We start from the raw sequence: 26,282 nt of genomic DNA on the forward strand, positions 1-26,282 counted from the left end.
TGCAGTCTGCGCCGCCATACCTGTCAACGCATGTCGTGTTTTACAGCCTGCCGCTGGCCCGCATGCCTTCCAGCCTCAGGGCCAGGGCCTGCTCCAGGTCGGCCAGTTGCTGCTGCAGGGGGTGGCGCTCTTCGTCGGCCGTCGCGGCCTCGAGTTCGGCGCGCAGCCGCGCCCGCTTCCTGAACAGCTCGACCTCCACCGGCGGCGCGCCGGCGTTCTTCAGGATCTTGAACGGCAGGCGGAACTCCACCGGCGTCTGCGCCCAGCCCTCGGGCTCGGCCAGGGGCTTGCCGAAGCTCTCGGCGCTTTGCAGCTCGCCACTGCGCCAGGACTCGGCCAGGTGATCGGCAATGGCTTCGTCCAGCGACCGCAGGGACGCATCGCGCGCCCTGCGGCGCTCGGAGTCGGTGGGCTGCGTCATTCGGGGATGGGCAGCGCCAGGCCACGCTTGAGCACGCCCATGGCGACCTGCGTCGTGTAGCGCCGCACATTGGGGTTGTCGGCCAGCAGCCGGGCCATCAGCGCCTCGTAGGCGACCGCATCCCAGGCCGCCACGACGAGGACGAAGTCGGCCTCGCCCGTCACATAGAAGGCCTGCTGCACGGCGGCTTCAGCGTCCAGCCAGGTACGCAGCCTTGCCATCAGTTCGGGCTTCTCGCTCTCCACCTGCAGGCCGGCGATGAAGGTGGTTGGGCGGCCGACGGCGGCGGCGTCCAGCACGGCGATCTGGCGCTGGATCACGCCCTGCTCGCGCAGGCGCTTGAGCCGGCGCTGGATGGCGGAGGCCGACAGGCTGACATGCTCGGCGAGCTGCTCGGCGGTCAGTGCGGCGTCCTGCTGCACCAGGGTCAGCAACTGGCGGTCGAAGCGGTCGAGGTCCAGGTCGGTCATGGCCGGAAATTGCGGGCAAACGGCGGAAGGTCAACACATCTTGCCGGAATTCATCACGGGGCCGTTCCTAGCATGACGGCCATCCAACAAGGAGTTCTTCCCGATGATCGATCACCTGTCCCTGGGCACCCGCCACTACGCTGAATCAGTGGCCTTCTTCAGCCGCGTGCTGGCCCCGCTCGGCATGCAGTTGCTGCGCGACACCGGCAGCGAGGCCGCCTTCGGCACGCCGGAGCGCTGGTGCTTCTTCCTCTACCCCGTGCCCGAGGACGAGGCGGTGGTGGCGCGCGGCGCGCATGTCGCTTTCGGCGCCCCGGACCGCATCGCCGTCGCGGCCGCCCACGAAGTCGCGCTGGCCTCGGCGGCCCGCGACATCTTCACCCCGCGGCCCCGGCCCGACATCAGCGAGACCTATTTCGGCGCGATGTTCCATGACCTCGACGGCCATCGCATCGAGGTGCTGACCAACGCCGTCTAAGCCTCGAACTGCTGTCCCAGCCACTGCTCGAAATGCGAGACCGGCGCATCGGCCGGCGCCAGCAGCCAGTAGCTTTCCGGTCCCTCGATGAGCGTTGCGAACGGTGCGACCAGTTCGCCACGCTCGCAGGGCTCGGCGAACAGCCGCGGCGACAGCAGGGCCACGCCAAGCCCCTGCATCGCCGCCCTGGCCTCCAGCTCGTAGTTCGGGAAGCGCGTGGCGACATAGCCGGGACTGGCATCTGGCTGGCCCGCGGCCTGGAACCAGGCCGGCCAGCGCGGGTCGGGAATCAGCGGCAGGGCCAGCAACTCTTGCACCGTGCAGGTGCTGCGGCCCGCCAGCAGGCGCGGGCTGAGCATGGGGGTGCCCTGCTCGGGCAACAGGCGGGCGGCGCGATAGCCCGGCCAGGGCCCGCTGCCGCTGCGGATGGCGACGTCAAAGCTGCCGGCCGGCGACAGACCCTGGCCGGCGTCCAGCGCGATGGCGTCGGCACCCGGCAGCGCCTGATAGCCCGCCAGCCGTGGCACCAGCCAGCAGGCGGCGAAGGTCGGCGCGCAGGTCAGGCGCAGCGGCGGCCGGGCACGCCGGCAGTCGTCGACGGCCGTGCGCATCAGGGCCAGCGCCTGCTCGACACCGGCTGCCAGCGCCACGGCGCGCTCGGTCACGAGCAGCCGCGGGCCATGTCGGCCGAAGAGCTGGACGCCGAGCTGCGCCTCCAGCGCCCGCATGCGCTGGCTGACGGCCGTCGGCGTGATGGCGAGCTCGTCCGCCGCCCGCGAGAAATTGCCGTGGCGCACGCAGGCCGCGAGCACGCGCAGGGACTCGAGCGGCAGCGGCGACGGGTTCAGGGCCATTTGAAGGAGGGCTTCAGATCAAGCGCAGGAATCATCGTTTTGAGCGACGCGGGACGCCTTCCTAGACTGGGTTTCCAACCAGCCAGGGACCGCCCCATGCCCACATCATCGACCCAAAACATCGCCGCCCTCGCCTTGCTCGCCGCGCTGGCGCCTCTGCCGGCCAGCGCGGCCGAGCCGCCCGGCTACACGCTGGCGCGCCAGGGCGACATGCATGATTTCGACTTCCTCGGCGGCGCCTGGACGACGGTGCAGCGCCGCCTCAAGGCCCGCAACGTCGGCAGCCAGGAATGGACCGAATTCCCGTCCAACCTCTGCATGACCCACTACCTGGACGGCATCGCCAATGTCGATGAGCTCCACATGCCCACGCTGGGCCGCCGCGGCCTGACGCTGCGCACCTTCGACACCGAGAAGCGCCAGTGGTCCATCTTCTGGGTCGCCACGCCCTCGGGCAAGTTCGATCCCAATCCCGTCGTCGGCGGCTTTGCCGGCGGCAAGCGCGGCGAGTTCTACGCCGAGGACAAGGACGGCGACAAGCCCGTCAAGGTGCGCTTCACCTGGGAGAACCTGGACGCCAACCATGCCCGCTGGGCCCAGGCCTTTTCCTATGACGACAAGACCTGGGAGACCAACTGGACGGCCGAGTTCACGCGCGCAGACCCGGCCAGGCTCTGCGACCAGGGCCGGCCCCGCCGGTCTTGAGCTTCATCCCTCTTTGGGGGGAGACGAGGGGGATGCTCCCTGCGCCATCCCCCCTCGCCCCCTCCTCGGGGCGATACCCCCGCAAGCGGCCGGCGCCGAAACTGCTTCCATCAACAGGAGACAGCCATGAACGCCACGACCGCCATGACCGCCACCCGCACCGCCGAACTGATGAGCCGCCTGCCGGGCTGGTTTGTCGACCACGCCCGCCGCACCGAAGAGAAGGCCCGCCGCCGCCGCGAGGTGCTGTCCAAGCGCTACGAGATCCTGTGCGGCGAGAACGTCAAGAGCTGCTGGAGCCACACCATCGTCGAGGTCGCCAAGCCGCGCGCTTCCCGCACCGCTCCGGCTCCCGCCCCGACGCCCGTCGTCGAGCCGGGCCTGCAGGAGGCCAAGGCAGCGTCCGTCGCCGCGCAATGGCAGGAATTCATGACGCCGGAAGAACTCCGGGACCTGACGGGCCGCCGCTCTGTCGGCAGCCAGGTCGAGGCGCTGACGGCCGGCTGCATCCCGCACAAGCTGCTGCGCAACCGCCTGCTCGTCAGCCGCTTCCATGTGCGCGAATGGCTGGCCGACCGCCTGCCCGCCAAGAACGCTTGGGGCTTCCAGGCGGCCCTGGTCAACTGATCACCGGCCCGGAAACGACAAAGCCCGCACTGGGCGGGCTTTGCGGAGTCCTTCACAGGACTCTTTATTCTTGGTTGCGGGGGCCGGATTTGAACCGACGACCCTTGGGTCATGAGCCTACGACGATGGGTACTTCATGCCCACCTCCCAGACAGGCTGCATCAAGGCCAGCAGCGAAGCCGGTATGCGCGCGTCCCCCTTGGCCTCTCCCAGCGTTTCATGCATCGCTTCGGCAATGCGCTCCAGCACCGCACGCGGCCTCACCACGCCGCAGACCTCAGTGCCGAACTGGAGCAACTCCTCGGTCGTCGGGTACGCCTTGCTGTGATGCTTTCCCGCAAAGAGCTTGAGCGCCATCGTGCGGTCGGTTTGCTCCTCATCGCCAACGAAGCGGATGTAGGTGTAGACCGCTGTCGTCACAACGTCGAACAGTGGCGACAACCTCGGGATGCCGGCCGGCTGCACGAGCAAGCCGAAGTTCTTGAGGTGGGCGTCACCGTTGCGGACCATCACGCTCAGCGCCACCTGCTCGAAGAACCGCTGCAGGTCCTCCCCCGGCAGCTGCAGGTACCGCAACAGCTCGCCGATGCGCTGGTAACTCCCGCGGTACTTGCGTTCAGACAGCACATCGCGAACGCGCAGGTTCATCAGCGAGGCAATGTCTTCGAAGCCCAGGCGCTCGATCTGGCCATCCTGCTGATGGTTCAGGTCAAAGCGATCGACGATCAGCATCTGGCCGTCGTGGGACAGCTCAAAGCCAGGCGTCGGGATCTGCGCCCGCTTCGCTGCTGACAGGCACAGGAACTCGTTGGCTGCCAGACCTGCATAAGCCGCCGAAGCGACCTTCACGATCACCGAGGGGATGGGTACGGTCGCCCGGTCCGCCACCATGATCTTGGGCTGCACACCGGCAATGCCGACGCCTGAACTGAGATAGGCCCGCACCAGATCTTCGTACAGCTCTGGTGTAAACGGCAGCGCCAACAGCGCCTCCCGCTCGATGTGAGTCGGCGCGGTGGACGGCTCGACGCCTGGCAGCCCGTAGCCGAGGTTGCCAATACCGTTCTGCCCCACCATCGCAAGCAAGTGCATGGGCTGCAGCCGATGCTTCGGGAACATCATGCTCAACCGCAACAGCAGTTCGCCCTCGGGCAAGGACTGATCCATCACGGCGAAAAGCGCGCCGTCCTGCCAGGTCGGCCGTTCGCGTGCCGGCATGAGCAGCGCGACGCTCGGCTGATCGGGATCCGGCGTGGCGTACCGGAATTCATAGTTCGAGGTCTTGAGCAACTGACCTGCGGCGCGCGCATTGATGGATACGTCCAGCGCGCGGATCTTGTCAGGCAGCGCCATCACTCGTCCTGATCGTCCACGCCGAATCTCGCCTGAACCTGACTTAGCGTCGGACGCCCAGCCGGTTCCAGCCGCATCGTCAGCTTCAACACCGACAGGACAGCAAACAGCGAGATCAAGGAAGTGTCCTTGCCTCCCTCCAACCGGTAGATCACGTCTCGGACGCGGCCGGACTGTTCCGCCAGCTCCTTGATGCTCATACCCGCGGCTTGCCGGGCGGCTCTGATTGCCAGTCCGAGCTCCGTCGGCAAACGAATCATGTCGCTCATAGACGACATGATGCCAGAATCCCATAGGCAAGCGCATTAGTTCGTCGTTCATAAACGACACCCTGCGCCATCGGTATGGCGCGGAGACACTCATGCGGATGTCGGAAAGGCTTTGGCGCGGCATGCAGCCCGCTGGGCAGCAAGGACCTCAGGCGTGCGCGCGAGTCCACCACCTACGCTGAAGCAAAGGACAGCGCCAACGGCTTGGAGACCACACAGGCTCCGCGGTAAGGCAGCGTGTCGCAGTTGCCCTTCTGGAGCAGGAACTTCCGCGTGGTGCCGTTCAATGCTTGGCAACTCGCCGGCACATAGCCGCTGCCAACCACCGCCACTTCGAACGACTCCCCCGGCGCTGGCAGTCCCGCAGCGGCCCGCTCCGCCAATCGCTGCATGCCGGCATCGAAATTGTTGGGCACAACGCCTGAGGTCAAAACCACGCCCGAAACAACCGCCGTCTTGAAGCTGGCACCGGGCACATAAGAGCTGTTGCCCTCAGGCGCTTTGAAAGTGACCTCTTCACATCGGTCAACCTTCATGGTCAACCATTGGGTGAATGGCAAGGCGTCGGCAGGGGCGTCAGGCGATGCGCCTGACAAAGCGAGAGTGGCTCCGATCGAAACCCGAACCTGGCAAAGGCGGTTCATCGCCCGAGTGTAGTAAGCGGGGCAACCGCTTCCCGGAGACGCATCAGCCCGCGACGCAGACGAAATGCCGACCGAAATAGATAAACCCGTTGAGCCTTGCGACTCAACGGGTTTCCGTATTTGGTTGCGGGGGCCGGATTTGAACCGACGACCTTTGGGTTATGAGCCCAACGAGCTACCAGACTGCTCCACCCCGCGACTGAAGCTAGCAGTATACACGGGTTTTGAGGCTCCCGGCAATTTGATGTCAGATGGGTGTCTTGGCGGCGTCGGCGTTCTGCACCGTGCCGCGCTCCTTGCCAAGAAAGCGGGGCCGGCGGCCAGCGTGCGCAGCGGGGTCACGCACCGACGATGGTGAGCTATCAATAGCTCCCGCCGGCGCCCGTGAAATGAGGCGCGCTCAGAAAGGCAACTGGGCGCCGCGGGCTTGCAGCCGGGTGCGCAGATGCGAGCGGGCGCGCGACACGCGGCTGCGCACGGTGCCGATGGGCACCGACAGCAGGGCGGCGGCGTCTTCGTAGCTCATGTCGTCCATGGCGACGAGCAGCAGCACTTCGCGCATCTCGGGCATCAGGCCGTCGAGCTCGGTCTGCAGCAGCACCATCAGCTGGTTCATATGGCATTGCTGCTCGGGATTGGCCTGCAGGCAGGGCGTCGCGTCCAGCGCGGTCTCATCCTCGAAGCGATAGAGCCGCGACGGCGAGCGCGACAGGTGGTTGCGCACCAGGTTCATCGCAATGCCATAGAGCCAGGTCGACAGCTGCGATTCACCGCGGAACTGCTCCAGCGTGCGGGCTGCCTCCACAAAGGCCTGCTGGGCCAGCTCCTCGGCCTCGGTGCTGTCGCCGATATGGCGCAGCACGAAGCGGTAGAGGCGGTCGCGGTGTTCGCCGAACAGCTCCGAGAAGATGACATTGGGGTCGGCAACTGCGGGGTGGCGGATCGGTTGGCACTGGGGCTGCATGGCGGGCTCCGAGCGGGTGATGCGGCCGGAATGGCCGCCCTGTCTGATCAGACGCCGTTGGCCCGGGACTCGCGACAAGGCAGACCCGCCCCACCCCGCATTCACGGGCGTGGGTTTACCCCTGAGGCCGTGAACTCCGTCACGAAATCAATGCGGACTCTGGCCGAGCAGGGTCCGCAGGCGCCGGGCGAGGGCATCGGCGTCGGCCGGCGGCGGCAGCCTGAAGTCCGCCGCCATGGCCTGATCCAGGGCCTGGCGGCGCTCGACGGCCAGGGCCGCCGGGTCCAGACCCAGCCCTTCGGCGACACGGCGGAAACGCCAGCCCAGCATGACGGCCGAGAACTCGATCTGCACCAGGCTGGACTGGGCGAGCAGCAGGCTGAAGGCCGACTCGGCGCAGGCCACCACGTGCTTGACCGTGCGCGCCTGCAGCAGGCGCCGCGAGCGCTGGTTGAGCCGCCATTCCCGCTCGGCGATGGCGCTGGCGGCCTCGCCGTAATGCTCGCGCAGGGCGGCGACGAAGAGGCGGCCTATCTCCATCGACACGCCGTCAGCCGGCGTGGCGCCGCCGCTGACCTCCAAGCGCCCGTCCACCTGGCTGGCCCACAGCAGTGGCCCGGCGGACGCGGCGCTCACGAAGGCCTCCAGACCGGGCGACGGGGGTGTCGCCCGCGCAGGGTCGACAGGGGCTGGGGTGGGGTTCAGAACGCGATCCAGAGTCGGCGGTGGATGCCGGCAATCAACATCCGGCATGTCATGGGTAACCACGATCGCGACCGGGTTCCGCGCCGCCGCCTATTTGACGGCTTCGACGCTGAACATCGCGGCGCCGTACTCAGCCCGGCAGTTGGCATGGCCGCAATCCGGCTGGCCGAGCAGCCAGCTCGGCGCGCCTGCTGGCAGGCCGGCAGGCCCCTGGGCGGGCAGGGTCAGGAAGCCATAGCTCGGGTCCTTCTCGGTGGACCAGGGCGCGAAGCTGCGCGGCTCGGCGGCGACCAGCACGAAGAAGTGCTCCAGGCCCGGCGGGTCGCTGGCCTTCAGCGGCCAGCTGGAACCGGGCAGGCGCAGCGTCTCGCCGGCGCCGATGTGGTTGTTCTTGGCCTTGTCGTTGGGGTAGAGCTGGACCAGGCTGCCGTCGGGGCCGGCCAGCAGCACATAGACATAGCCCTCCCTGGAGGCGCTGACGCTGAAGCGCAGCTCGTCGCGGTCGATGCGAAGCTTGCCGCGCTCGGCCTCGGCATGCACGTCGAAGCCCTCGCTGTGGCGGGCGACGAGGGAGCGAAACTGGCTGGGCAGGTCGCGCGCCACGGGCTCTTCGGCGGCGGCGGGGGCGGGTGCCGGAACCGGCGCCGAGACGGGCGCCGCGGCGGCGACGGGCTCGGGCTGGGGCGCGGGCCGGGACGCGAACCAGGCCGCGGCAGCGGCCACCGCCAGGCCGGCCAGGCCCAGGCCGACCAGCAGGGGCTTGCGGCTGGGCGCCGGGGCAACAGCGGCGCCAGGGGCGGCCGCCGGTGCCGCCGGGGCGGCCTGGATCAGCGTCGCCATCTGGCTGGGCTTGGGCGCGTAATGGCCGGCCAGGCCCAGGTCCTCGCGGAACTCGCCCATGGACGACGTGCGCTGGTCGGGCAGCACCTGCAGGGCGCGGTCCACGGCCTTGACGAGGCGCTCGCTGTAGCGGCCCTGGGCGCGCTCGGCCAGCGGCACATAGTCGTCCTTGACCATGCGGCCGACGCTGGGCGGCGGCGTGCGGCCGGTGATGGCGCAGTAGACGACGGCGGCCAGCGCATAGACGTCGGTCCAGGGGCCCTGCTTCATGCTGGGCACCTCGGCGTACTGCTCGATGGGGGCGTAGCCGGGCTTGAGGATGACGGTCAGGGCCTGGGTCATGTCGCCGATGACGCGGCGGGCGGCGCCGAAGTCCAGCAGCAGGGGGCGGCCGCTGCCGGCCACCAGGATGACGTTGTCGGGCGCGATGTCGCGGTGATAGCAGTTCTCGCCGTGGAGCACCAGCAGGGCCTCGGTCAGCGGCGCCAGCAGCTCCATCAGCCAGGCCTCGGTCGGCGGCTCGGGCATCTCCTTCAGCGTGTCCTTCAGCGTCTTGCCCTCGATGAAGGGCATGACCATGAAGGCCGTGCCGTTGGCCTCCCAGAAGCGATAGACCTTGACGAGGGAGGGATGGTCGAACTGGGCCAGCAGCCGCGCCTCGTTGATGAAGCTCTTCAGGCCGGCCTCGAAGGTGTCGCGGTGGCGCTCCGAGCGCACCCTCACCTGGGAGCTGTCGCCGCGCAGGGCCAGGGCGGCGGGCATGTATTCCTTCAGGGCCACCGTGCGCTCCAGCGCATGGTCGCGCGCCAGGTAGACGATGCCGAAACCGCCCTCGCCCAACACGCGGATGACCTCGAACTCGGCCTGGCGGCTGCCCACGGGCAGGGCATTGCCGCCCTCGTCGCGCGGGACGCGGGCCGGCGGCGGTGCGGCCTCGGGCTCGGGCGTGGGCGGCGTGCCCATCACCGTCGGCGCGTCCTCGAAGGGGACGGGCGCCGCGGCTCCCGGGCCCGCGGGGGCGCTCGGCCGGATGATGGTCGCGTCGTTGTCTTCCGGATCGCTGGAGGAGTTCATCTTGCTGGCGGGACGTCCAAGTTGCTGAGTGTCACCGCAGGCCATTCCGTTCCCGCCTCCCCTCACACAAGTGAGGGCCCAGGGAACTAAGCGCAGCCCCGGGTTACTTACCGGCCGAACTCCCGCCTGCCCCAGACGCAGGACCTGATCGGACACCATGGACAGCAACCCTTTCGACGCCCAGCCCGACACCACGCCGTCGCTCGACAGCGATCCCGTGCTGGCACCCTGGCTGGAACCGGTGTCTGAAGACGATCCCTGCGGCCCGGACCTGGAGTACGACAACGACTTCCTGGCCCTGACCCAGGCGGCTGCGGGCAAACCCGAAACCCAGTTCGCCCCCGCCGAGCCGCCGGACTGGCGCGCGGTGCGCAGTGGCGCCGAGGACATCAACGGCCGCAGCCGCGACCTGCGCGTGGCCAATCTGCTGTTGCGCGCCCGGCTGCGCCTGGAGGGCTTCGCGGTGCTGGCGCCCAGCCTGCGCCTGTTCGAGGAGCTGCTGACCCGCTGGTGGGAAGAACTCCACCCGCGCCTGGACGACGGCGACGCCTTCGCCCGCGTCAATGTGCTGAACGAGCTGACCAGCCTGGACGCGACCCTCGGCGATGTGCGCGCCAGCCTGGTGCTGAGCGACCGGGGCATCGGCCAGATCAGCGTGCGGGACATCGAGATCGCCATGGGCGACCTGGTGGCTCGCGACGACGAATCAGTGCCCTCGCAGGGACAGATCGAGAACATGCTGGCCGACGCCGCGGCCAGCTATCCGCATCTGGCCAGCCAGGCGACCGACGCCGTCGAGGCACTGGACTCCCTGGTGTCCTGCCTGTCCATGCGCCTCAATTACGGCGACGTGCCCGACTTCGCGGCCCTGCGCCGCATGCTGGACGGCGTCGTCGCCGTGTCGCCACGCCCGGTCAGCATCGATGCCGACTCCGACGACCTCGCCGGCATGCTCAATGACCTCGGCATCGCCCAGGACGACGACGCTCCCGCGCCAGCGCGCCGGGGCCGCAGCGGCGGCGGCGGTGGCTTGGGCGCCATCGAGAGCCGCGCCGACGCCGTGCGCGCCATCGAGCTCGTCTGCGCCTACCTCGAGAAGCACGAGCCCACCAACCCGGCCGCCGACCTGCTGCGCCGTGCCCAACGTCTCATCGACCGCAACTTCCTGCAGCTGGTACGAGAGTTTGCCCCCGATGCCGTGGGCGAAGTGGCTCGTATGCTGGGCGTGGACCCCGACAGCCTGCAATGAAAGTCGCAACAGGTGCTGCGATGTCGTCTGATCAAGCACACCCCGCAGAAGTCTTCGTGGCCCCACATTTTCTGAACCCCTGAATCCCATCCGCAAGGAGCATTGAGATGAGCAAGAGCAGCCAGAAATTCATCGCCCGCAACCGGGCCCCGCGGGTGCAGATCGAGTACGACGTCGAGCTCTACGGTGCCGAGAAGAAGGTGCAGCTGCCCTTCGTGATGGGCGTCATGGCCGACCTGTCGGGCAAGCCCGAGGACCCGCTGCCGCCGGTGTCGGACCGCAAGTTCCTCGAGATCGATGTCGACAACTTCGACTCGCGCATGAAGTCCATGAAGCCGCGCGTGGCCTTCAATGTCGAGAACACGCTGACCGGTGAAGGCAGCCTGCCGGTGGACATCACCTTCGAGAGCATGGACGACTTCTCGCCCGCCGCCGTGGCGCGCAAGGTCGACGGCCTGAACAAGCTGCTCGAGGCCCGCCAGCAGCTGTCCAACCTCATCACCTACATGGACGGCAAGAGCGGTGCCGGCGACCTGATCGCCAAGGTGCTCGCCGACCCGACGCTGCTGAAGACGCTGACCGACGCCCCCAAGGCCGAATAAGCCGCAGCCCTCAGAAGAAACCGACCGGAGTTTTCAAACATGACCCAAGCGGAACAGTCAGCATCGGCCCTGGCAGGCGTGACCTTCGAAGGCAATGACTTCGCGGCCCTGCTGAACAAGGAATTCAAGCCCAAGACCGACGAGGCGCGCGGCGCCGTGGCGCAGGCGGTGCAGACGCTGGCCCAGCAGGCCCTGTCCAACACGGCCCTGCTCAGCGACGACGCCGTCAAGACCATCGAGTCCATGATCGCGGCCATCGACCAGAAGCTCACCGAGCAGGTCAACCTGATCATGCACCACGAGGACTTCCAGAAGCTGGAGTCCGCCTGGCGCGGCCTGCACTACCTCGTCAACAACACCGAGACCGACGAGCAGCTCAAGATCCGCGTGATGAACGTGTCCAAGACGGACCTGGGCAAGACGCTGAAGCGCTTCAAGGGCACGGCCTGGGACCAGTCCCCGCTGTTCAAGCGCCTCTACGAAGAGGAATACGGCCAGTTCGGCGGCGAGCCCTATGGCTGCCTGGTGGGCGACTACCACTTCGACCACACCCCGCCCGACGTCGAGCTGCTGGGCGAACTGAGCAAGATCGCCGCTGCCGCCCACGCCCCCTTCGTGACCGGCGCCGCCCCCAGCGTCATGCAGATGGAAAGCTGGCAGGAACTCGCCAACCCGCGCGACCTGACCAAGATCTTCACGACGCCCGAGTACGCCGCCTGGCGCTCGCTGCGCGAATCCGACGACGCCCGCTACCTGGCCCTTTGCATGCCGCGCTTCCTGTCGCGCGTGCCCTATGGCGCCAAGACCGCGCCGGTCGACGAGTTCGCCTTCGAGGAAGACACCGAAGGCGCCGACCACAGCAAGTACACCTGGTCCAACGCGGCCTACGCGATGGCGGTCAACATCAACAGCTCGTTCAAGCAGTACGGCTGGTGCTCGCGCATCCGCGGTGTCGAGTCGGGCGGCGCGGTGACGGGCCTGCCCACCCACACCTTCCCGACCGACGACGGCGGCGTGGACATGAAGTGCCCGACCGAGATCGCCATCTCGGACCGCCGCGAGGCCGAGCTCTCCAAGAACGGCTTCCTGTCGATGGTGCATCGCAAGAACAGCGACTTCGCCGCCTTCATCAGCGGCCAGTCCCTGCAGAAGCCCGCCGAGTACGACGACGCCGATGCGACGGCCAACGCCGCCCTCGCCGCCCGCCTGCCCTATCTGTTCGCCTGCAACCGCTTCGCCCACTACCTGAAGTGCATCGTGCGCGACAAGGTCGGCTCCTTCAAGTCGCGCGACGCGATGGAAGACTGGCTCAACAGCTGGATCCTGAACTACGTCGACGGCGATCCGATGAACTCCTCGGAAGAGACCAAGGCCATGCGCCCGCTGGCGGCCGCCCAGGTCGAGGTCTCGGAAGTGGAAGGCGCGCCGGGCTACTACCAGTCCAAGTTCTACCTGAAGCCGCACTACCAGCTCGAAGGCCTGACCGTGTCGCTGAGGCTCGTGTCCAAGCTGCCGTCCGAAAAGTCGGCTTAAACAGTTCGGAAGAACTCGCCCGGCGCGGGAGCAGGACGGGTCTTCTCAATCACCACCATTCCCGCGCTTTGAACCCCTAAAGGAGATATCAACATGGCAGTCAATGCATTCCTCACCTTCTTCGACAAGGCCGATGGCGAGTCCATCCAGAAGGGCAAGGAAAAGTGGATCGAGATCCAGGGCTGGGACTGGGAAGTCGAAGCCGAGACCAGCTGGACCAAGGGCGGCGGCGCCTCGGTGGGCAAGCCCAACCCCGGCAAGATGAACTGGGAACACTATTTCGACACCTCGTCGACCGTGATCCTGGGCTATATCTGTACCGGCCGCGCCTTCCCCAAGGTCGAGCTGCAGATGATGAAGACGACGGGCACCGCGACGCCCGAGACCTACTTCACCATGACCATGGAAGGCTGCTTCATCACCAAGGTCAACCAGAGCGGCACCGAGGAAGGCAACGTCACGCAGAAGATCGAGATGGTCTTCAAGACCGTCAAGATCGAATACAAGCCGCAGGACAACAAGTCCGGCAAGCTGGGCGCGCCCAAGACCTACAACTGGGATATCCCGGCCGGCACGGCTTCGCCGTCCGCTTGATTCTCTGGGTGGACGTCTTGTTCGTGTTCGCATGCCGGGCCGAGCGCCGGGCCGCCCCAAGCCGGCCCGCCGTGGCGATGTGCTTGCCGGTCGATCCGGCACGCATCGCCGTCCCCTCGGGGGCTGAGCCCGGACACAGGGCGCGCAGTGGGCGCCCTGTGCCTGGCGAAGGGCTGCGGCTCATGCCGCGGCGCGGCCGGCAAGGCCGGCCGGATTCGCCTCGCGTTCAGCGGGCGGGACCGGACGAGGGGTCCACCAGATGAGTCGTTCCAACATCTTCATGCAACTCATCACCGCCGCCGGCCCGGTGGTGGGCGAGGGGCTGCTCGAGGGCTGGGAAGGCTCGATCGAGATCCTGGAGTTCGACTGGGGCATGCATGCCCTGAAGAGCACCAAGAAGAAGCCGACCACGATGGCCGAGCGCGCCGCCGCCGCGGCCAGTGCCGCGGGTTCGCTGATCGGCCTGGGCAGCACGGTGACGATGAAGATGGAGCCGCTGAGCTTCAAGAAGCGCTTCGACGTCGGCTCCTCGCTGATGCACTCCTGCCTGGACAACCACATCCCGGTGATCAGCGCGTCGCTGACGCTGCTCAACATCAAGCAGGGCGGCCGCCTCATCCACCAGCCGGGCCTGGTGCTGGCGGCCACCAACGGCTACTTCGAGAGCTGTTCGCTGGAGGTGCGGGACGACGGCATCTCCAAGGAAGTCATCGAGAGCTGGGTGCTGAACTTCAAGAGCATCAAGATCGCCTACATGAAGGCGATGGGCAAGGACAACCTGCCCACGGCACCGTTCTTCTACACGGTCCCCTCCGGCGACCTCTAAGACAGACAGGCAAGACATGGGCGCCGATGCCGACATCTTCATGATCCTGCTGCGACCGACCCGCGTGCCGATCGTGGGCGAGTCCGTGTCCCAGCTCTTCCAGGGCCAGGTGCTGATCGAGTCCATGAAATGGAATCTGCACAACGAGGAAGAGCGCAAGAACGCCGAGAAGGCGAGCAGCGCCTATGAAGAGGCGCGCGAACTGGCCGACAGCCAGAAGAGCAGCGAGCTCAAGCGCAAGCACCTCAGCTCGGACTATGAGAAGGCGGATGAGGCCATCGACAAGGCCTATCTGAAGGCGCTGGATGCGGGCAAGGATGCGCACATGGCCCATGCGGCCTATGTCAGCGAACGCAAGAAGCTCTGGAAGGACTACCAGAACTCTTCCAGCGCCATCGGCAAGAAGCGCGAGAAGAACACGGATGCGCCCTCCGAGGACGAGAAGCGCGAAGCCGCCTATGCCGCGGCCGATCGCAACCGCAATTTCGAGATCACCTTCACCAAGCGCATCGACCTCTCCAGCACGCAGATGCTGAACTCGATGAAGGCCGGCGACATCTTTCCGTCGGGCACCCTCACCATCCACAAGCGCTCGGCCACCGCAGCGGACGGCACCTCACTGGTCTTCACCATCCAGAAGATCCGCCTGCTGGACTACAAGCTGGTGGTCTCGGTGTCGGACCTGATGACGGAGATGATGGAAGAGTGGACCTGCGAGTTCGGCGCGCTGGCCTATGTCTACAAGAATCCGCCCTCGCATTACTCGCACGGCAACGCAGCCCAGGGCGCGGCCAAGACGGCCTCGCAGGGCACCATGCGCGCCTTCACCATGAAGAACATCGGTTCGCCGATATGAAGAAGAGCCCCTCGCCCATCCTCGCGTCGCTGAACGAGTCTGGTCGATCCCCCGAGGGGACGGCGATGCTTGTGGCATCGAGCCACAAGCACATCGCCAGACGGACCGGCTCGGGAGCGGCCCAGCGCTCGGCCCGAAAGACGCCACCGTGCCACGCCAGGAAGCCGGACTACTGATATGTCTTTGACCAATTACCGCGATGTCAGCACGTCCATGAGCGACGTGTCGGCGGGCTTTCAGTTCGAGTTCTTCTGCGAGAAATGCGGCGAGACGTCACGTTCGGCCTTCAAGCCCTATCGCAAGGGCCAGGTCACGGGCTGGCTGAGCCGCTTTGCCTTCATGTTCTACGACCTGAACAAGGCCAGCCGCGCCACCGGCGCGTTTGCCGAAGCCGGTTCGGCGGGCGCCAAGGGCGAAGCCCTGGCCGAAGCCAAGGCCGCCGCCGCAGCGCTGTACGAGCGCTGCGAGAGCTGCCGCAAATGGGCCGGCCGCGAGTGCTGGAACAGCAGCACGGGCAGTTGCCGGGAGTGCGCCACCAAGGCGGCCTCGGCTTCCGGAGGCGGTGGCGGCTACGGCGCCTCCAGCGGCGGCTCGGCCTGCCCCAACTGCCAGACGCCCAGCCAGGGCGGGCGCTTCTGCCACGAGTGCGGTTTCGACATGGCCAGCACCCACAAGAGCTGCCCGGCCTGCGGCGTCACCCTTTCGCGCCAGGCGCGCTTTTGCACGGACTGCGGCCATGGCTTCTGATCTCACGCCCCAACAAGCCGCCGAAGAGCTTCTCCGCGCCGGCGACCCGCGCGCGGCACTGGCCAGGCTGACCGAAGCCGTTCGCGCCAAGCCGGCCGACCCCAAGCTGCGCACCTTCATGTCCCAGCTGCTCAGCGTGCTGGGCCAGTGGGAGCGGGCCCACACCCAGCTCAACGTCGTCGCCGACATGGACAAGCTCGCCATCCCCATGCGCGAGACCGTCGGCCACGCCATCCGCTGCGAGCTGCTGCGCGCCCAGGTCTTCGCCGGCCAGCGCACGCCCGTCGTCTTCGGCCAGCCCGAGGCCTGGGTGGCCCAGCTGATCGAATCGCTGAAGCAGCAGGGCGAAGGCAATCACGCGCTTGCCGTCGACCTCGCCAGCAAGGCTTTCGAGGCCGCGCCGACCAGCGCCGGCAGCATCGACGGCCAGGCTTTCGAATGGCTGGCCGATGCCGATTCGCGCCTCGGCCCCGTGCTCGAGGTCTGCCTGAACGGCCACTACACCTGGGTGCCCTTCAAGCACCTGGCCAAGATCCATTTCGACGCCCCCGAGGACCTGCGCGACTGCGTCTGGATGCCGGCCCAGCTGAGCTTCACCAACGGCGGCAACAGCGTCGCCCTCGTGCCCACGCGCTACCCCGGCTCCGAGAAGAGCGAAGACGGCCTGATCAACCTGGCGCGCAAGACCGAGTGGCAGCCCCTGCCCGGCGAAGACCGCTATGCCGGCCTCGGCCAGCGCGTGCTGACCAGCGACATCGGCGACCACGATTTGATGGCCATTCGCGACATCAGCTTCAACGCGCCGACCGAAGGCGCCTGATGGCCGGCCTCGGCGCGCAAGACCGCCTCCAGCCTTCGCTGCTGGACCGGCTCACCGACAACGATCCTGGCTCCAGGGTCGAGGCTCCCGAAGCCCGCGTGCTCAACCGCAAGCAGCTGCGCGACGCGGTGCTGCGCGACCTGTCGTGGCTGTTCAATGCCGTCTGCGAAGAGCCCGACCCGCGCTGGAACCCGGACCGCGAGCGCGTGGCGCTGTGGCAGAGCGTGCCCCATGCGCGCGACTCGGTGCTCAACTTCGGCATCCTGCCCCTGACCGGCCAGGCCTTCTCGGTGCACAACTTCCCCGTCATCGAAGCCCAGGTGCGCCAATCCATCATCCGCTTCGAGCCGCGCCTGGACCCGGCGACCGTCGAGGTCCGCATCGTCAATGACATGAGCACCGGCCTGCGGCCCACCAGCCTGCGCCTGACCATCAAGGGCCAGATGTGGAACCAGCCCGTGCCGCTCGAGTTGGTGCTGAGTGCCGACGTCGACGTCGACACCGGCCAGGCCGCCGTCCGGGACATGAGATGAGCCCCTCGCCCAGTCTCGCCGCGCTGAACGCGGGCGCGCCCAGTCGGTCCCCCGAGGGGACGGCGATGCTTGCCGGTTCGACCGGCAAGCACATCGCCAAAGCGGGCCGGCTAGGGAGCGGCCCGTCGCTCGGCCCGAATACCATCAGCTGACATGGATCCCCGCCTCCTTCGCTACTACAACCAGGAACTGCGCTACCTCCGCGAGATGGGCGGCGAGTTCGCGCGCGAATTCCCCAAGATCGCCGGCCGCCTGGGCATGGAAGGCCTGGAAGTGGCCGACCCCTATGTCGAGCGCCTGCTCGAAGGCGCGGCCTTCCTGGCCGCGCGCGTGCAGCTCAAGCAGGACGCCGAGTTCCCCCAGCTCGCCCAGCGCCTGCTGGACATGGTCAGCCCCAACCTCGGCGCACCGCTGCCTTCCATGCTGGTGGCCCAGCTGACGCCGGGCAACGATCCCAACCTGCTGTCCGGCTTCACGCTGCCGCGCGGCAGCGCGCTGATGGGGCCGCGCACGGCCTTGGGGCCGACGCGTTGCGAGTTCCGCACCGCCCAGCCGGTCACGCTGACGCCCATCAAGGTCGCCCAGGTCGAGTATTTCCTCAGCGCCACCGACATCCCGCTGAGCAGCCTGCCGCTGCGCGACCGCCCCAAGAGCGGCGTGCGGGTCAAGCTGGAACTGCCCACCGGCATGCGCTTCGCGCAGCTGCCGCTGAACAGCCTGCGCTTCTTCATGGGCGGGCTGCAGGACGTCGCCCTCAAGCTGCACGAGCTGCTGACCTGCCGCTGTGTCGGCGTGCTGGCCAGCGCCGGCGGCAGCGCATCGGCGCCGCCCCAGCGCACCTTCCTCGGGCCCAACCATGTGCGCCCGGTCGGCCTGGCCGACGACGAGGCCATGCTGCCCGTCACGCTGCGCGGCCTGTCCGGCACGCGGCTGATGCAGGAGTACTTCGCCTTCCCGCAGCGCTTCCTGTTCGTCGACGTGGCCGGCCTAGCCCAGGCCTTCGCGCGCGCGCCAGGCAACAGCTTCGAGCTGGTCTTCCTGTTCGACCGGCATGACCCGTCCATGGAAGGCAGCGGCGAGCCCGCCAACTTCGCCCTCAACTGCGTGCCGGCGGTCAATCTCTTCGAACGCCGCGCCGAGCGCATCACGGTGGACGACAGCACGACCGCCTTCCAGGTCATCCCCGACCGCCTGGCGGGCACGGATTTCGAGGTCTTCGACGTCGCCGCGGTCACCGGCTTCTCCGGCGACACCGACGAGCTGAACTTCCTGCCCCTCTTCGACGTCCCGCATGCCGACCCGGCCGGCGCCGCCGGTTTCTTCAGCTGCCAGCGCGAGCCCCGCCTCGTCAGCGAAAAGGGCAAGCGCGAGGGACCACGCTCGGCCTATGTCGGCTCCGAGGTCTTCCTGTCGCTGGTGGACCTGCAGCGCGCGCCCTACCGCCGCGAGCTGCGCCAGCTGGCGGCCCAGATCCGCTGCACCAACCGCGACCTGCCGCTCTTCATGCCCACCGGCGGCGGCGAATCGGCGCTGACACTGGAGACGCGCGCGCCGGTCCAGGGCATCAGCATCGTCGCCGGGCCGTCACGCCCGATCAGCGCGGCGCGCGAGGGCGCGCTGGCCTGGCGGCTGCTTTCGTTGCTGTCGCTGAACTATCTGTCGCTGATGAACGAAGACCCGCAGCGCGGCGCCCTGGCCCTGCGTGAACTGGTGGGCGTGTTCGCGCAGGGCGCCGCGCCGGCCCTGCAGCGCCAGATCGAGGGCTTGCGCGACGTGCGCGTGATCCCGGTCGTGCGCCGCCACCCGGCGCCGGGGCCCATCGCCTTCGGCCGCGGCATGGAGGTGCAGCTCACCGTGGACGAACTGTCCTTCGAGGGCGGCAGCGCGGCCTTGCTCGGCCAGGTGCTGCACCACTACTTCAGCCGCCACGCGTCCATGAACAGCTTTGTGCAGACCCTGCTGGTGTCGCGCACGCGCGGCGACCTCAAGCGCTGGGCCCCTTTGAGCGGGTCCCGCGCACTGCTGTGAAACAAGCGCCTGAAGCCGACGAAGCCGCGGCCCTGCTGCAGGCGCTGGCCGAGCGCCCGGGCCGCTTCGACCTCTTCCAGGCCCTGCGCCGCATCGAAGCGGCCCACGCCACCAAGCCGCGGCTGGGCGACGCGCTGCGCCCGGGGGATGAGCCCATCCGCTTCAGCGGCGAGCCGGCCCTGGACTTTCCGCCCGGGCCGATCTCCCGGCTCGAGGCCAACCCCCACGGCGCGCCGCGCCTGGTGCAGCGCGTCATCGGCCTGTTCGGGCCGAATGGCGCCCTGCCCACCCACCTGACCGAGTACGCGCGCGAGCGCCAGATGCACCATGGCGACCGCAGCTTCGCGGCCTTCGTCGACATGCTGCTGCATCGCTTCGGCCTGCTGTTCTACCGGTCCTGGGCACGCGCCAACCCGGTCGTCAGCATGGACAGGGGCCGGGAGGCGCCCATCGTGCGCCATGTCGGCGCGCTGATCGGCCTGGCCGAAGCCTCGCAGCGCGAGCGCGACGCGTCGGGCGACTTCGCCAAGCTCTTCTTCGTCGGCCGCCTGGCCCGCTCGGTGCGCGACGCCGACGGGCTGCAGTCCTGGATCGCGCTGCGCTTCGGCGTGCCGGTGCAGGTGCAGCAGTTCTGCGGCCACTGGATGGCACTGGACCCCGACGAGCGCACCCGGGTCGGCCGCCACGCCAGCCCCGGCATGGCCCTGGGCCAAGGCGCGCTGCTGGGCAGCCAGGTCTGGGACGTGCAGCACAAGTTCCGCATCGTCATCGGCCCGCTGAAATGGGCGGATTTCGAGTCCTTCCTGCCCCAGGGCCAGCGGCTCGAAGCCCTGCAGGCCATGGTCAGGCAGTTCGTCGGCTTCGAGTTCGCCTGGGACGTGCAGCTGCGGCTCAAGCCCGCCGAGGTGCCGGCCTGGTCGCTGGGCCGCCAGCCCGGCATCGGCCAGCTGGGCCGCAGCGCCTGGCTCAACAGCCGGCGGCCGCGCACCCGCGCCGACCAGCTCATCATGAACGTCGAGAGCATCTGCCGCACGCCCTTGAAGCCCTCGCTGGCGCCCGCCCACCTCGATTGACATCTGGATTCCCCCGGGGGTGGAACTGAACGGCCTCGCCGTCCACCAAGCACTGAGGAGATCCTTATGACCGATATCAGCCGCCAAGCCCTGTTCGGAAAACTCAATCCGCTCGCCTACAAATCCATCGAAGGCGCCACCGTCTTCTGCAAGCTCAGGGGCAACCCTTATGTGGAGCTGGTGCACTGGGTCACCCAGCTGCTGGAGAACAACGAGTCCGACGTGAGCGCCATCGTGCGCCACTACGGGCTGGACGCCGCGGCCCTGGCGCGCGACGTGACGACGGCCCTGGACCGCCTGCCGCGCGGCTCCACGGCCATCAGCGACTTCTCCGAGCACATCACCCACGCCATCCAGCAGGCCTGGGTCTATGCCACGCTGATGTACGGCGACGCCCAGGTGCGCTCCGGCCACCTGCTGGTCGCACTGCTTTCCACGCGCTCGCTGCGCGAAGCGCTGTTCGGCATCTCGCGCCAGTTCGAGAAGATCAAGGCCGACGACCTGGCCGACAAGCTGCAAAGCCTCATCGGCAAGACCGGCGAGGCCGGCCTCGGCGCCACCGACGGCAGCGCCCTCAGTTCGGGCCAGCCCGGCCAGGCCGAAGGCGCCATGGCGCCGGCCGCCATGGGCCGCCAGGAGGCGCTGAAGAAGTTCACCGTCGACCTGACCGAGAAGGCGCGCAACGGCGAGATCGACCCGATCACCGGCCGCGACGACGAGATCCGGCAGCTCGTCGACATCCTGATGCGCCGCCGCCAGAACAACCCGCTGCTGACCGGCGAGGCCGGCGTGGGCAAGACGGCCGTCGTCGAAGGCTTCGCGCTGCGCCTGGCGCGCGGCGACGTACCGCCCAACATGAAGGATGTCTCACTGCTGTCGCTGGACATCGGCCTGCTGCAGGCCGGCGCCTCCATGAAGGGCGAGTTCGAACAGCGCCTGCGCCAGGTCATCGACGAGGTGCAGGGCAGCCCCAAGCCCATCATCCTGTTCATCGACGAGATCCACACCCTCGTCGGCGCGGGCGGCGCGGCCGGCACCGGCGACGCGGCCAATCTGCTGAAGCCGGCGCTGGCGCGCGGCAACCTGCGCACGGTCGGCGCAACGACCTGGGCCGAGTACAAGAAATACATCGAGAAGGACCCGGCCCTGACCCGCCGCTTCCAGACCGTGCAGGTCGAGGAGCCCGACGAGAAGAAGGCCATCCTGATGCTGCGCGGCGTGGCCACCGTGCTGGAAAAGCACCACCAGATCCAGCTGCTGGACGAGGCCATCGAAGCCGCCGTCAAGCTGTCGCACCGCTACATCCCGGCCCGCCAGCTGCCCGACAAGGCCGTCAGCCTGCTGGACACCGCCTGCGCCCGCGTCGCGGTCAGCCAGCACGCCATGCCGGCCGAGGTCGAGGACTGCAAGCGGCGCATCGAGTCGCTGGAGATCGAGCAGGGCATCATCGGCCGCGAGGCCCAGGTGGGCGTGCACATCGGTGACCGCGGCACCCTTGTGGAAGAAAAGCTGGCCGCCGAACGCACCCGCCTGGGTGAACTCGAAGCGCGCTGGACGCAGGAAAAGGACGTCGTTGCCAAGATCCTGGAGCTGCGCGCCAAGCTGCGCGGCGACGGCCAACCGGCCGACGCCGGGGGCAGCCCCGACCGCGATGCGCTGCTCGCCGAGATGCATGCCGCGCAGGCCAAGCTCAGCGAACTGCAGGGCGACGCCCCGCTGATCCTACCCTCCGTCGACGCTCAGGCCGTGGCCAGCGTCGTCGCCGACTGGACCGGCATCCCCGTCGGCCGCATGGTCAAGAACGAACTGGAGGCGGTGCTGCGCCTGGGCGCCACGCTGGGCCAGCGCGTCATCGGCCAGCAGCATGGCCTGGACATGATCGCGCGCCGCATCCAGACCTCGCGCGCCAAGCTGGACAACCCCAACAAGCCCATCGGCGTCTTCATGCTGTGCGGCACCTCGGGCGTCGGCAAGACCGAGACGGCCCTGGCCCTGGCCGAGTCGCTCTACGGCGGCGAGCAGAACGTCATCACCATCAACATGAGCGAGTACCAGGAGTCGCACACCGTCTCCACGCTCAAGGGCGCGCCTCCGGGCTATGTTGGCTACGGCGAAGGCGGCGTGCTGACCGAGGCCGTGCGCCGCCGCCCCTACAGCGTCGTGCTGCTGGACGAGGTGGAGAAGGCCCACCCCGACGTGCACGAGCTGTTCTTCCAGGTCTTCGACAAGGGCTGGATGGAGGACGGCGAAGGCCGGCTGATCGACTTCAAGAACACCATCATCCTGCTGACCAGCAATGTGGGTTCCGAGCTGATCATGAACATGTGCCGCGACCCCGAGCTGCTGCCCGACCCCGAGTCGTTGGCGACGGCGCTCACCGAGCCGCTGCAGAAGGTCTTCCCGCCCGCGCTGCTGGGCCGCATCGTGACGATTCCCTACTACCCGCTGAGCGACGAGATGCTGGCGAAGATCGTGCGCCTGCAGCTGGGCCGCATCGTCAAGCGCGTGGCCGAAAACCACCGCATCCCCTTCGAGTACAGCGACGCGGCCGTGGAGCTCATCGTCAAGCGCTGCAACAACGCGGAGAGCGGCGGCCGCATCATCGATGCCATCCTGACCAACACGGTGCTGCCCAAGGTGTCCATCGAGTACCTGTCGCGCACGGCCTCGGGCCAGCCGCTGCAGAAGGTCAGCCTGGGCGTGGCCGACGGCGACTTCAGCTATGCCTTCGACTGACACCACCATGCATGAGGAGTCGCGGGCATGAGCAATGTGCTGTCGATCAAGACGGAGCTCGACAAGGGCTTGGGTCCGCCGAAGTTCCTGGCGCTGAGCGTCGATGGCCGGGAGCGCCTGAGCACCCTGCCGGAATACACCATCGAGGTGGTCGGCAACGCCTCCGTCCTCACCGGCCGTGAGTTCATCGACCTGCACGACCTGATCGGCACGCTGGCCAAGGTGACGCTGGACGAGCTGGGCACCAAGCGCTACATCAACGGCCAGGTGATCCGGGCCATCCGCGGCGAGCGCCACGGGCGCTACGACGCCTACACCCTGCTGCTGCGGCCTTGGCTGTGGTTCGCCACCCGCGGCAAGAACTCGCGCGTGTTCCAGAAGAAGACGGTCAAGGAGATCGTCACCGCGGTGCTGGAGCCCTACAAGGGCGACAGCAAATGGAAGCTGGCCAACACCGACCTGCCCAAGCTGGAGTACTGCGTCCAGTACGAGGAAAGCGACTTCGACTTCGTCAGCCGCCTGCTCGAGGACCACGGCATCTACTACTTCTTCGAGCACGCGGAAGGCGGCCACACCCTGGTGCTGGTCGACGCCATGGGCAAGCACTATCCGCCGCCGACCGAGACCGTGAAGACGGTGGGCTGGTCGAACAAGTTCGACGGCCAGGACCGCATGACCGACTGGCATGCGATGGAAGAGGCCCGCGCGGCCAAGGCCGTGGTGCGCGACTACGACTACCTTGCCTCGGAAACCGAGATCGAGGCCACCGCCTCGGGCTCCGGCGTCGCCAGCGGCGAGATCGGCGAGATCTACGAGTTCCCCGCCAAGGCGGTGCTCAACCAGGCCGTCGATGCCAGCCAGCCGTCGTCCGCGGCCGCCAAGGCCGCCGCCAAGCGCCTCATCGAGGCGGCGCAGTCGATGTACCAGCTGCATTCCGGCGAATGCAACGCCCACCACATGACCTGCGGCGCCATCTTCAAGCTCGAGGATGCGCCCCTGCCCAGCGACAACGCCGAATACCTCATCGTCGCCTGCGAGTTCCATGCCGAGTACGGTGACCATGAGGCCATCGCCGACCTCAGCACCATCAAGCGCAACCGCAACGGCTTCGTCGGCAGCGTCGAGGCGCTGAATGCCAAGTTCGGCCTGTTCCGGCCCCAGCGCAGCACGCCGCGCCCGCGCATGTACGGGCCGCAGGTCGCCATCGTGGTGGGCGCCTCCGGCAACGAGATCGAAACCGACGTCCACGGCCGCATCAAGATCCAGTTCCCCTGGGACCGCAAGGGCAAGAAGGACGCGAACAGCTCCTGCTGGGTGCGCGTGGCCACGCCCTGGGCGGGCAAGAAGATGGGTCTGTGGATGCTGCCGCGCGTGGGCCATGAGGTGGTGGTCAGCTTCATCGGCGGCGACCCGGATCGCCCGCTGGTGACGGGCTCGGTGCACAACGACGCCAATCCGCCGCCCTACGACCTGCCCGACCACGCGGACGTGGCCACCTGGATCAGCCACTCCACCAAGGGCGGCGCCGCCGACGCGCACAACGAACTGCGCTTCTGCGATGCCAAGGACAAGGAGCATGTCTATTTCCAGGCCCAGAAGGACAGCTACCGCCGCGTCAAGGGCGACACCTTCGACCACCTGGAGATGAACGAGACCAAGAAGGTCAAGCTCACGCGCAAGGAAGTCATCGGCGAGAACTGGTACGTCAACGTCACCAAGGACGTGATGCACGAGTTCGGCAAGGACCAGCACACCAAAGTCGCCGGCGACATCTTCACCACCGGCGGCGCCACGTGGCAGGTCATGCTGACCAAGGACTACGGCCTCAAGGTCGGGGCCGACGCCGGCATCGCCGTGACGGGCAAGACCGCGCTCAAGTCCGGCGGCGACGTCAACGTGCAGAGCGACGGCAAGATCAACCTCAAGTCCACCGGCAACCTCGTCGGCGAGGCGACCGGCAAGGTGTCGCTGAAGTCCGCCGCCGACGTGTTGATGCAGGGCCTCAACATCAAGGCCAAGGCCGGCACTGAGATCGTGCTCGAGGCCTCGATGGGCATCAAGATCGTCTGCGGCTCTTCCGTCATCACGCTCGGCCCGGCCGGCGTCACCATCGACGGCCCGCTGGTCAAGGTGAACTGCGGCGGCGGCGGTGGCTCGGCAGGCGCGGCGGAATCGGCCGCGGCCGCGGAGCCCAAGGAAGTCGCCGAGGCCCTGTTCCAGGAGGAGCTCCAGCCCGCCAAGGCCGAGGACTACGAGAAGCTGCTCGCCGATCCGCTGGTGCCCGCTCAGGAGACGGCCGGCGTGCCGGCGGCTGCCGACATCGCCGCGCCCGACACCTCGGCATTGGAGGCCGCCAAGAAGGCCGCCGAGGCAGCCGCCTTGAAGGCCGCCAACGCCGCCGCCGCCAAGGCCGCCGCCCTGAAGGTGGCAGCGGCGGCCGCCCTCGCCGGCGCTGCCGCGGCCGCCGGTGCCGCGGCCGGCGGCATGGCCGCGACCGCCATTCAAGAGGAGCTTGACGACCCCGACAACGAGTTCGGCAAGGTCCTGGACGATGTGCAGGACGTCGTCGAGACCGCGACGGCGGCCGGGGGTTCGGCCGATGCGCACGTCGAGCAGGCGATCGACGTCGCGCAGGACTGGGTCCAGGAAGAACTGCCCAAGGTCGCCGAGCAGGGCGCCGACGCTGCGAAGGACGCCGCAGGCCAGGCCGCAGACAAGCTGGACGACCTCTGACACGCATGAGCGTCGCTTTCAGCCTGACCCAACTCGAGGCGGCCCTGTGGGCCATGGACGGTGCCCGGGTGCATGCCGTCATCGACGGCCGCGTGGTGCCGGACCTGCCGGCGCGCCTGGCGCAAGCCAAGGCCGACTGGGACTGCCTGCGCCGCGGTGCCCTGTCCCCCGCGCAGGCGGCGCAGGCGACCTATATCGTCGAGCTGGGCCGCGACAGCGCCCTGCTGCGCTGGCTCATCGACGAAGCCACCGCGGCCTTCAGCGGCTGGGGCGTGCTGATGCGCTCCACCCGTCCCCTGCTGGCCATGCGCGAACTCGCGCGCGACCTCGCCGAGGTGCGCCTGCCCAGCGGCGGCCGCCGGCCCTGGAGCTGGTGGGACCCCGAGTTGCTGGAGCTCCTGCTGCCCAGTTGCAGCCCCGACCAGCGCGACCTCTTTTTCGCCGCCGGCCAGTCCGTGGTCAGCCTCACGCCCCGCGCCTGGGTCTGGTGGTCCCAGGCCGACGGCCTGCTGCAGCGCGATGAACGCGCCGTCCTGCCGAGCTGAGCC

General features: G+C 68.1%; 26 protein-coding genes and 1 tRNA gene. 17 read left to right on the plus strand and 10 right to left on the minus strand.

The genetic code is table 11. The features are described 5' to 3' along the window. Positions 1-40 precede the first annotated feature (40 nt). Both AC07OY_RS20530 and AC07OY_RS20535 read right to left on the minus strand, forming a co-directional pair. Positions 41-421, minus strand: a complete 381-nt coding sequence (locus tag AC07OY_RS20530; RefSeq protein WP_495044471.1) for a DnaJ family domain-containing protein — start codon at positions 419-421, stop codon at positions 41-43. After that, positions 418-891, minus strand: coding sequence for an Lrp/AsnC family transcriptional regulator (locus AC07OY_RS20535; RefSeq protein ID WP_495044472.1), 474 nt, complete (start codon positions 889-891; stop codon positions 418-420). Before AC07OY_RS20535 ends, AC07OY_RS20530 begins: the two co-directional genes overlap by 4 nt. Positions 892-994: 103 nt before the next feature. On the opposite strand from AC07OY_RS20535, the gene AC07OY_RS20540 reads away from it, so the two are divergent. Continuing rightward, positions 995-1,369: a VOC family protein gene (locus AC07OY_RS20540; protein WP_495044473.1), complete on the plus strand. Its 375-nt coding sequence runs from the start codon at positions 995-997 to the stop codon at positions 1,367-1,369. Here AC07OY_RS20540 and AC07OY_RS20545 read toward each other — a convergent pair. After that, positions 1,366-2,223: a LysR substrate-binding domain-containing protein gene (locus AC07OY_RS20545; RefSeq protein ID WP_495044474.1), complete on the minus strand. Its 858-nt coding sequence runs from the start codon at positions 2,221-2,223 to the stop codon at positions 1,366-1,368. The two genes, AC07OY_RS20540 and AC07OY_RS20545, sit on opposite strands and share 4 nt — an antisense overlap. Before the next feature lie 96 nt (positions 2,224-2,319). Between AC07OY_RS20545 and AC07OY_RS20550 the strand changes: the two genes are divergently transcribed. Next, a complete protein-coding gene (locus AC07OY_RS20550; RefSeq protein WP_495044475.1) occupies positions 2,320-2,928 on the plus strand; it encodes a hypothetical protein in 609 nt (202 codons plus the stop codon). A gap of 126 nt (positions 2,929-3,054) precedes the next feature. Next, positions 3,055-3,555: a DUF4224 domain-containing protein gene (locus AC07OY_RS20555; protein ID WP_495044476.1), complete on the plus strand. Its 501-nt coding sequence runs from the start codon at positions 3,055-3,057 to the stop codon at positions 3,553-3,555. Positions 3,556-3,672: 117 nt separating this feature from the next. Here AC07OY_RS20555 and AC07OY_RS20560 read toward each other — a convergent pair whose 3' ends face one another. From AC07OY_RS20560 to AC07OY_RS20590, 7 genes are all read right to left on the minus strand, one after another. Then, the gene (locus AC07OY_RS20560) at positions 3,673-4,908 is read right to left on the minus strand and encodes a type II toxin-antitoxin system HipA family toxin (protein WP_495044477.1); all 1,236 of its coding nucleotides are present in this window, start codon (positions 4,906-4,908) and stop codon (positions 3,673-3,675) included. Then, complete coding sequence (locus AC07OY_RS20565) at positions 4,908-5,177, minus strand: helix-turn-helix domain-containing protein (RefSeq protein ID WP_495044478.1); 270 nt, start codon at positions 5,175-5,177, stop codon at positions 4,908-4,910. Before AC07OY_RS20565 ends, AC07OY_RS20560 begins: the two co-directional genes overlap by 1 nt. A gap of 173 nt (positions 5,178-5,350) precedes the next feature. Then, positions 5,351-5,821: a hypothetical protein gene (locus AC07OY_RS20570; RefSeq protein ID WP_495044479.1), complete on the minus strand. Its 471-nt coding sequence runs from the start codon at positions 5,819-5,821 to the stop codon at positions 5,351-5,353. Positions 5,822-5,942: 121 nt separating this feature from the next. After that, a tRNA-Met gene (locus tag AC07OY_RS20575) sits at positions 5,943-6,019 on the minus strand. 202 nt (positions 6,020-6,221) lie between these two features. Continuing rightward, positions 6,222-6,785, minus strand: coding sequence for an RNA polymerase sigma factor (locus AC07OY_RS20580; RefSeq protein ID WP_495044480.1), 564 nt, complete (start codon positions 6,783-6,785; stop codon positions 6,222-6,224). A 147-nt stretch (positions 6,786-6,932) separates the two neighbouring features. Continuing rightward, positions 6,933-7,421 (minus strand): hypothetical protein, encoded by a 489-nt coding sequence (locus AC07OY_RS20585; RefSeq protein ID WP_495044481.1) that lies wholly within the window; start codon positions 7,419-7,421, stop codon positions 6,933-6,935. A gap of 159 nt (positions 7,422-7,580) precedes the next feature. Then, a complete protein-coding gene (locus AC07OY_RS20590) occupies positions 7,581-9,404 on the minus strand; it encodes a serine/threonine protein kinase (RefSeq protein ID WP_495044482.1) in 1,824 nt (607 codons plus the stop codon). Between the two features lie 157 nt (positions 9,405-9,561). On the opposite strand from AC07OY_RS20590, the gene tssA reads away from it, so the two are divergent. From tssA to AC07OY_RS20660, 14 genes are all read left to right on the plus strand, one after another. Further along, positions 9,562-10,653, plus strand: coding sequence for a type VI secretion system protein TssA (gene tssA / locus AC07OY_RS20595; RefSeq protein WP_495044483.1), 1,092 nt, complete (start codon positions 9,562-9,564; stop codon positions 10,651-10,653). A 107-nt stretch (positions 10,654-10,760) separates the two neighbouring features. Beyond that, positions 10,761-11,255: a type VI secretion system contractile sheath small subunit gene (gene tssB, locus AC07OY_RS20600; protein ID WP_495044484.1), complete on the plus strand. Its 495-nt coding sequence runs from the start codon at positions 10,761-10,763 to the stop codon at positions 11,253-11,255. Positions 11,256-11,294: 39 nt separating this feature from the next. Next, entirely contained in the window at positions 11,295-12,788 is a 1,494-nt protein-coding gene (tssC, locus tag AC07OY_RS20605) for a type VI secretion system contractile sheath large subunit (protein ID WP_495044485.1), read from the plus strand. Positions 12,789-12,881: 93 nt separating this feature from the next. Then, positions 12,882-13,382, plus strand: a complete 501-nt coding sequence (locus AC07OY_RS20610) for an Hcp family type VI secretion system effector (protein WP_495044486.1) — start codon at positions 12,882-12,884, stop codon at positions 13,380-13,382. Between the two features lie 259 nt (positions 13,383-13,641). Next, positions 13,642-14,208 carry an Hcp family type VI secretion system effector gene (locus tag AC07OY_RS20615; protein ID WP_495044487.1) on the plus strand — a complete coding sequence of 189 codons (567 nt, stop codon included), beginning with the start codon at positions 13,642-13,644 and terminating at the stop codon, positions 14,206-14,208. A gap of 16 nt (positions 14,209-14,224) precedes the next feature. Beyond that, entirely contained in the window at positions 14,225-15,064 is an 840-nt protein-coding gene (locus tag AC07OY_RS20620; protein WP_495044488.1) for an Hcp family type VI secretion system effector, read from the plus strand. A 177-nt stretch (positions 15,065-15,241) separates the two neighbouring features. Then, positions 15,242-15,811, plus strand: coding sequence for a double zinc ribbon domain-containing protein (locus AC07OY_RS20625; RefSeq protein WP_495044489.1), 570 nt, complete (start codon positions 15,242-15,244; stop codon positions 15,809-15,811). Beyond that, positions 15,801-16,631: a type VI secretion system accessory protein TagJ gene (locus tag AC07OY_RS20630; RefSeq protein ID WP_495044490.1), complete on the plus strand. Its 831-nt coding sequence runs from the start codon at positions 15,801-15,803 to the stop codon at positions 16,629-16,631. The genes AC07OY_RS20625 and AC07OY_RS20630 overlap by 11 nt, the downstream gene beginning before the upstream one ends. After that, a complete protein-coding gene (gene tssE, locus AC07OY_RS20635; protein ID WP_495044491.1) occupies positions 16,631-17,164 on the plus strand; it encodes a type VI secretion system baseplate subunit TssE in 534 nt (177 codons plus the stop codon). The genes AC07OY_RS20630 and tssE overlap by 1 nt, the downstream gene beginning before the upstream one ends. 153 nt (positions 17,165-17,317) lie before the next feature. Continuing rightward, positions 17,318-19,192: a type VI secretion system baseplate subunit TssF gene (gene tssF / locus AC07OY_RS20640; protein WP_495044492.1), complete on the plus strand. Its 1,875-nt coding sequence runs from the start codon at positions 17,318-17,320 to the stop codon at positions 19,190-19,192. Continuing rightward, positions 19,189-20,265 carry a type VI secretion system baseplate subunit TssG gene (gene tssG / locus AC07OY_RS20645; RefSeq protein ID WP_495044493.1) on the plus strand — a complete coding sequence of 359 codons (1,077 nt, stop codon included), beginning with the start codon at positions 19,189-19,191 and terminating at the stop codon, positions 20,263-20,265. Before tssF ends, tssG begins: the two co-directional genes overlap by 4 nt. Before the next feature lie 66 nt (positions 20,266-20,331). Beyond that, the gene (gene tssH / locus AC07OY_RS20650) at positions 20,332-23,001 is read left to right on the plus strand and encodes a type VI secretion system ATPase TssH (protein ID WP_495044494.1); all 2,670 of its coding nucleotides are present in this window, start codon (positions 20,332-20,334) and stop codon (positions 22,999-23,001) included. 27 nt (positions 23,002-23,028) lie between these two features. Next, positions 23,029-25,734 carry a type VI secretion system Vgr family protein gene (locus AC07OY_RS20655; RefSeq protein ID WP_495044495.1) on the plus strand — a complete coding sequence of 902 codons (2,706 nt, stop codon included), beginning with the start codon at positions 23,029-23,031 and terminating at the stop codon, positions 25,732-25,734. A 5-nt stretch (positions 25,735-25,739) separates the two neighbouring features. Then, complete coding sequence (locus tag AC07OY_RS20660) at positions 25,740-26,279, plus strand: DUF4123 domain-containing protein (RefSeq protein ID WP_495044496.1); 540 nt, start codon at positions 25,740-25,742, stop codon at positions 26,277-26,279. The last annotated feature ends 3 nt before the right edge of the window (positions 26,280-26,282 follow it).

Source organism: Roseateles sp. GW821-FHT09H10 (assembly GCF_059415865.1).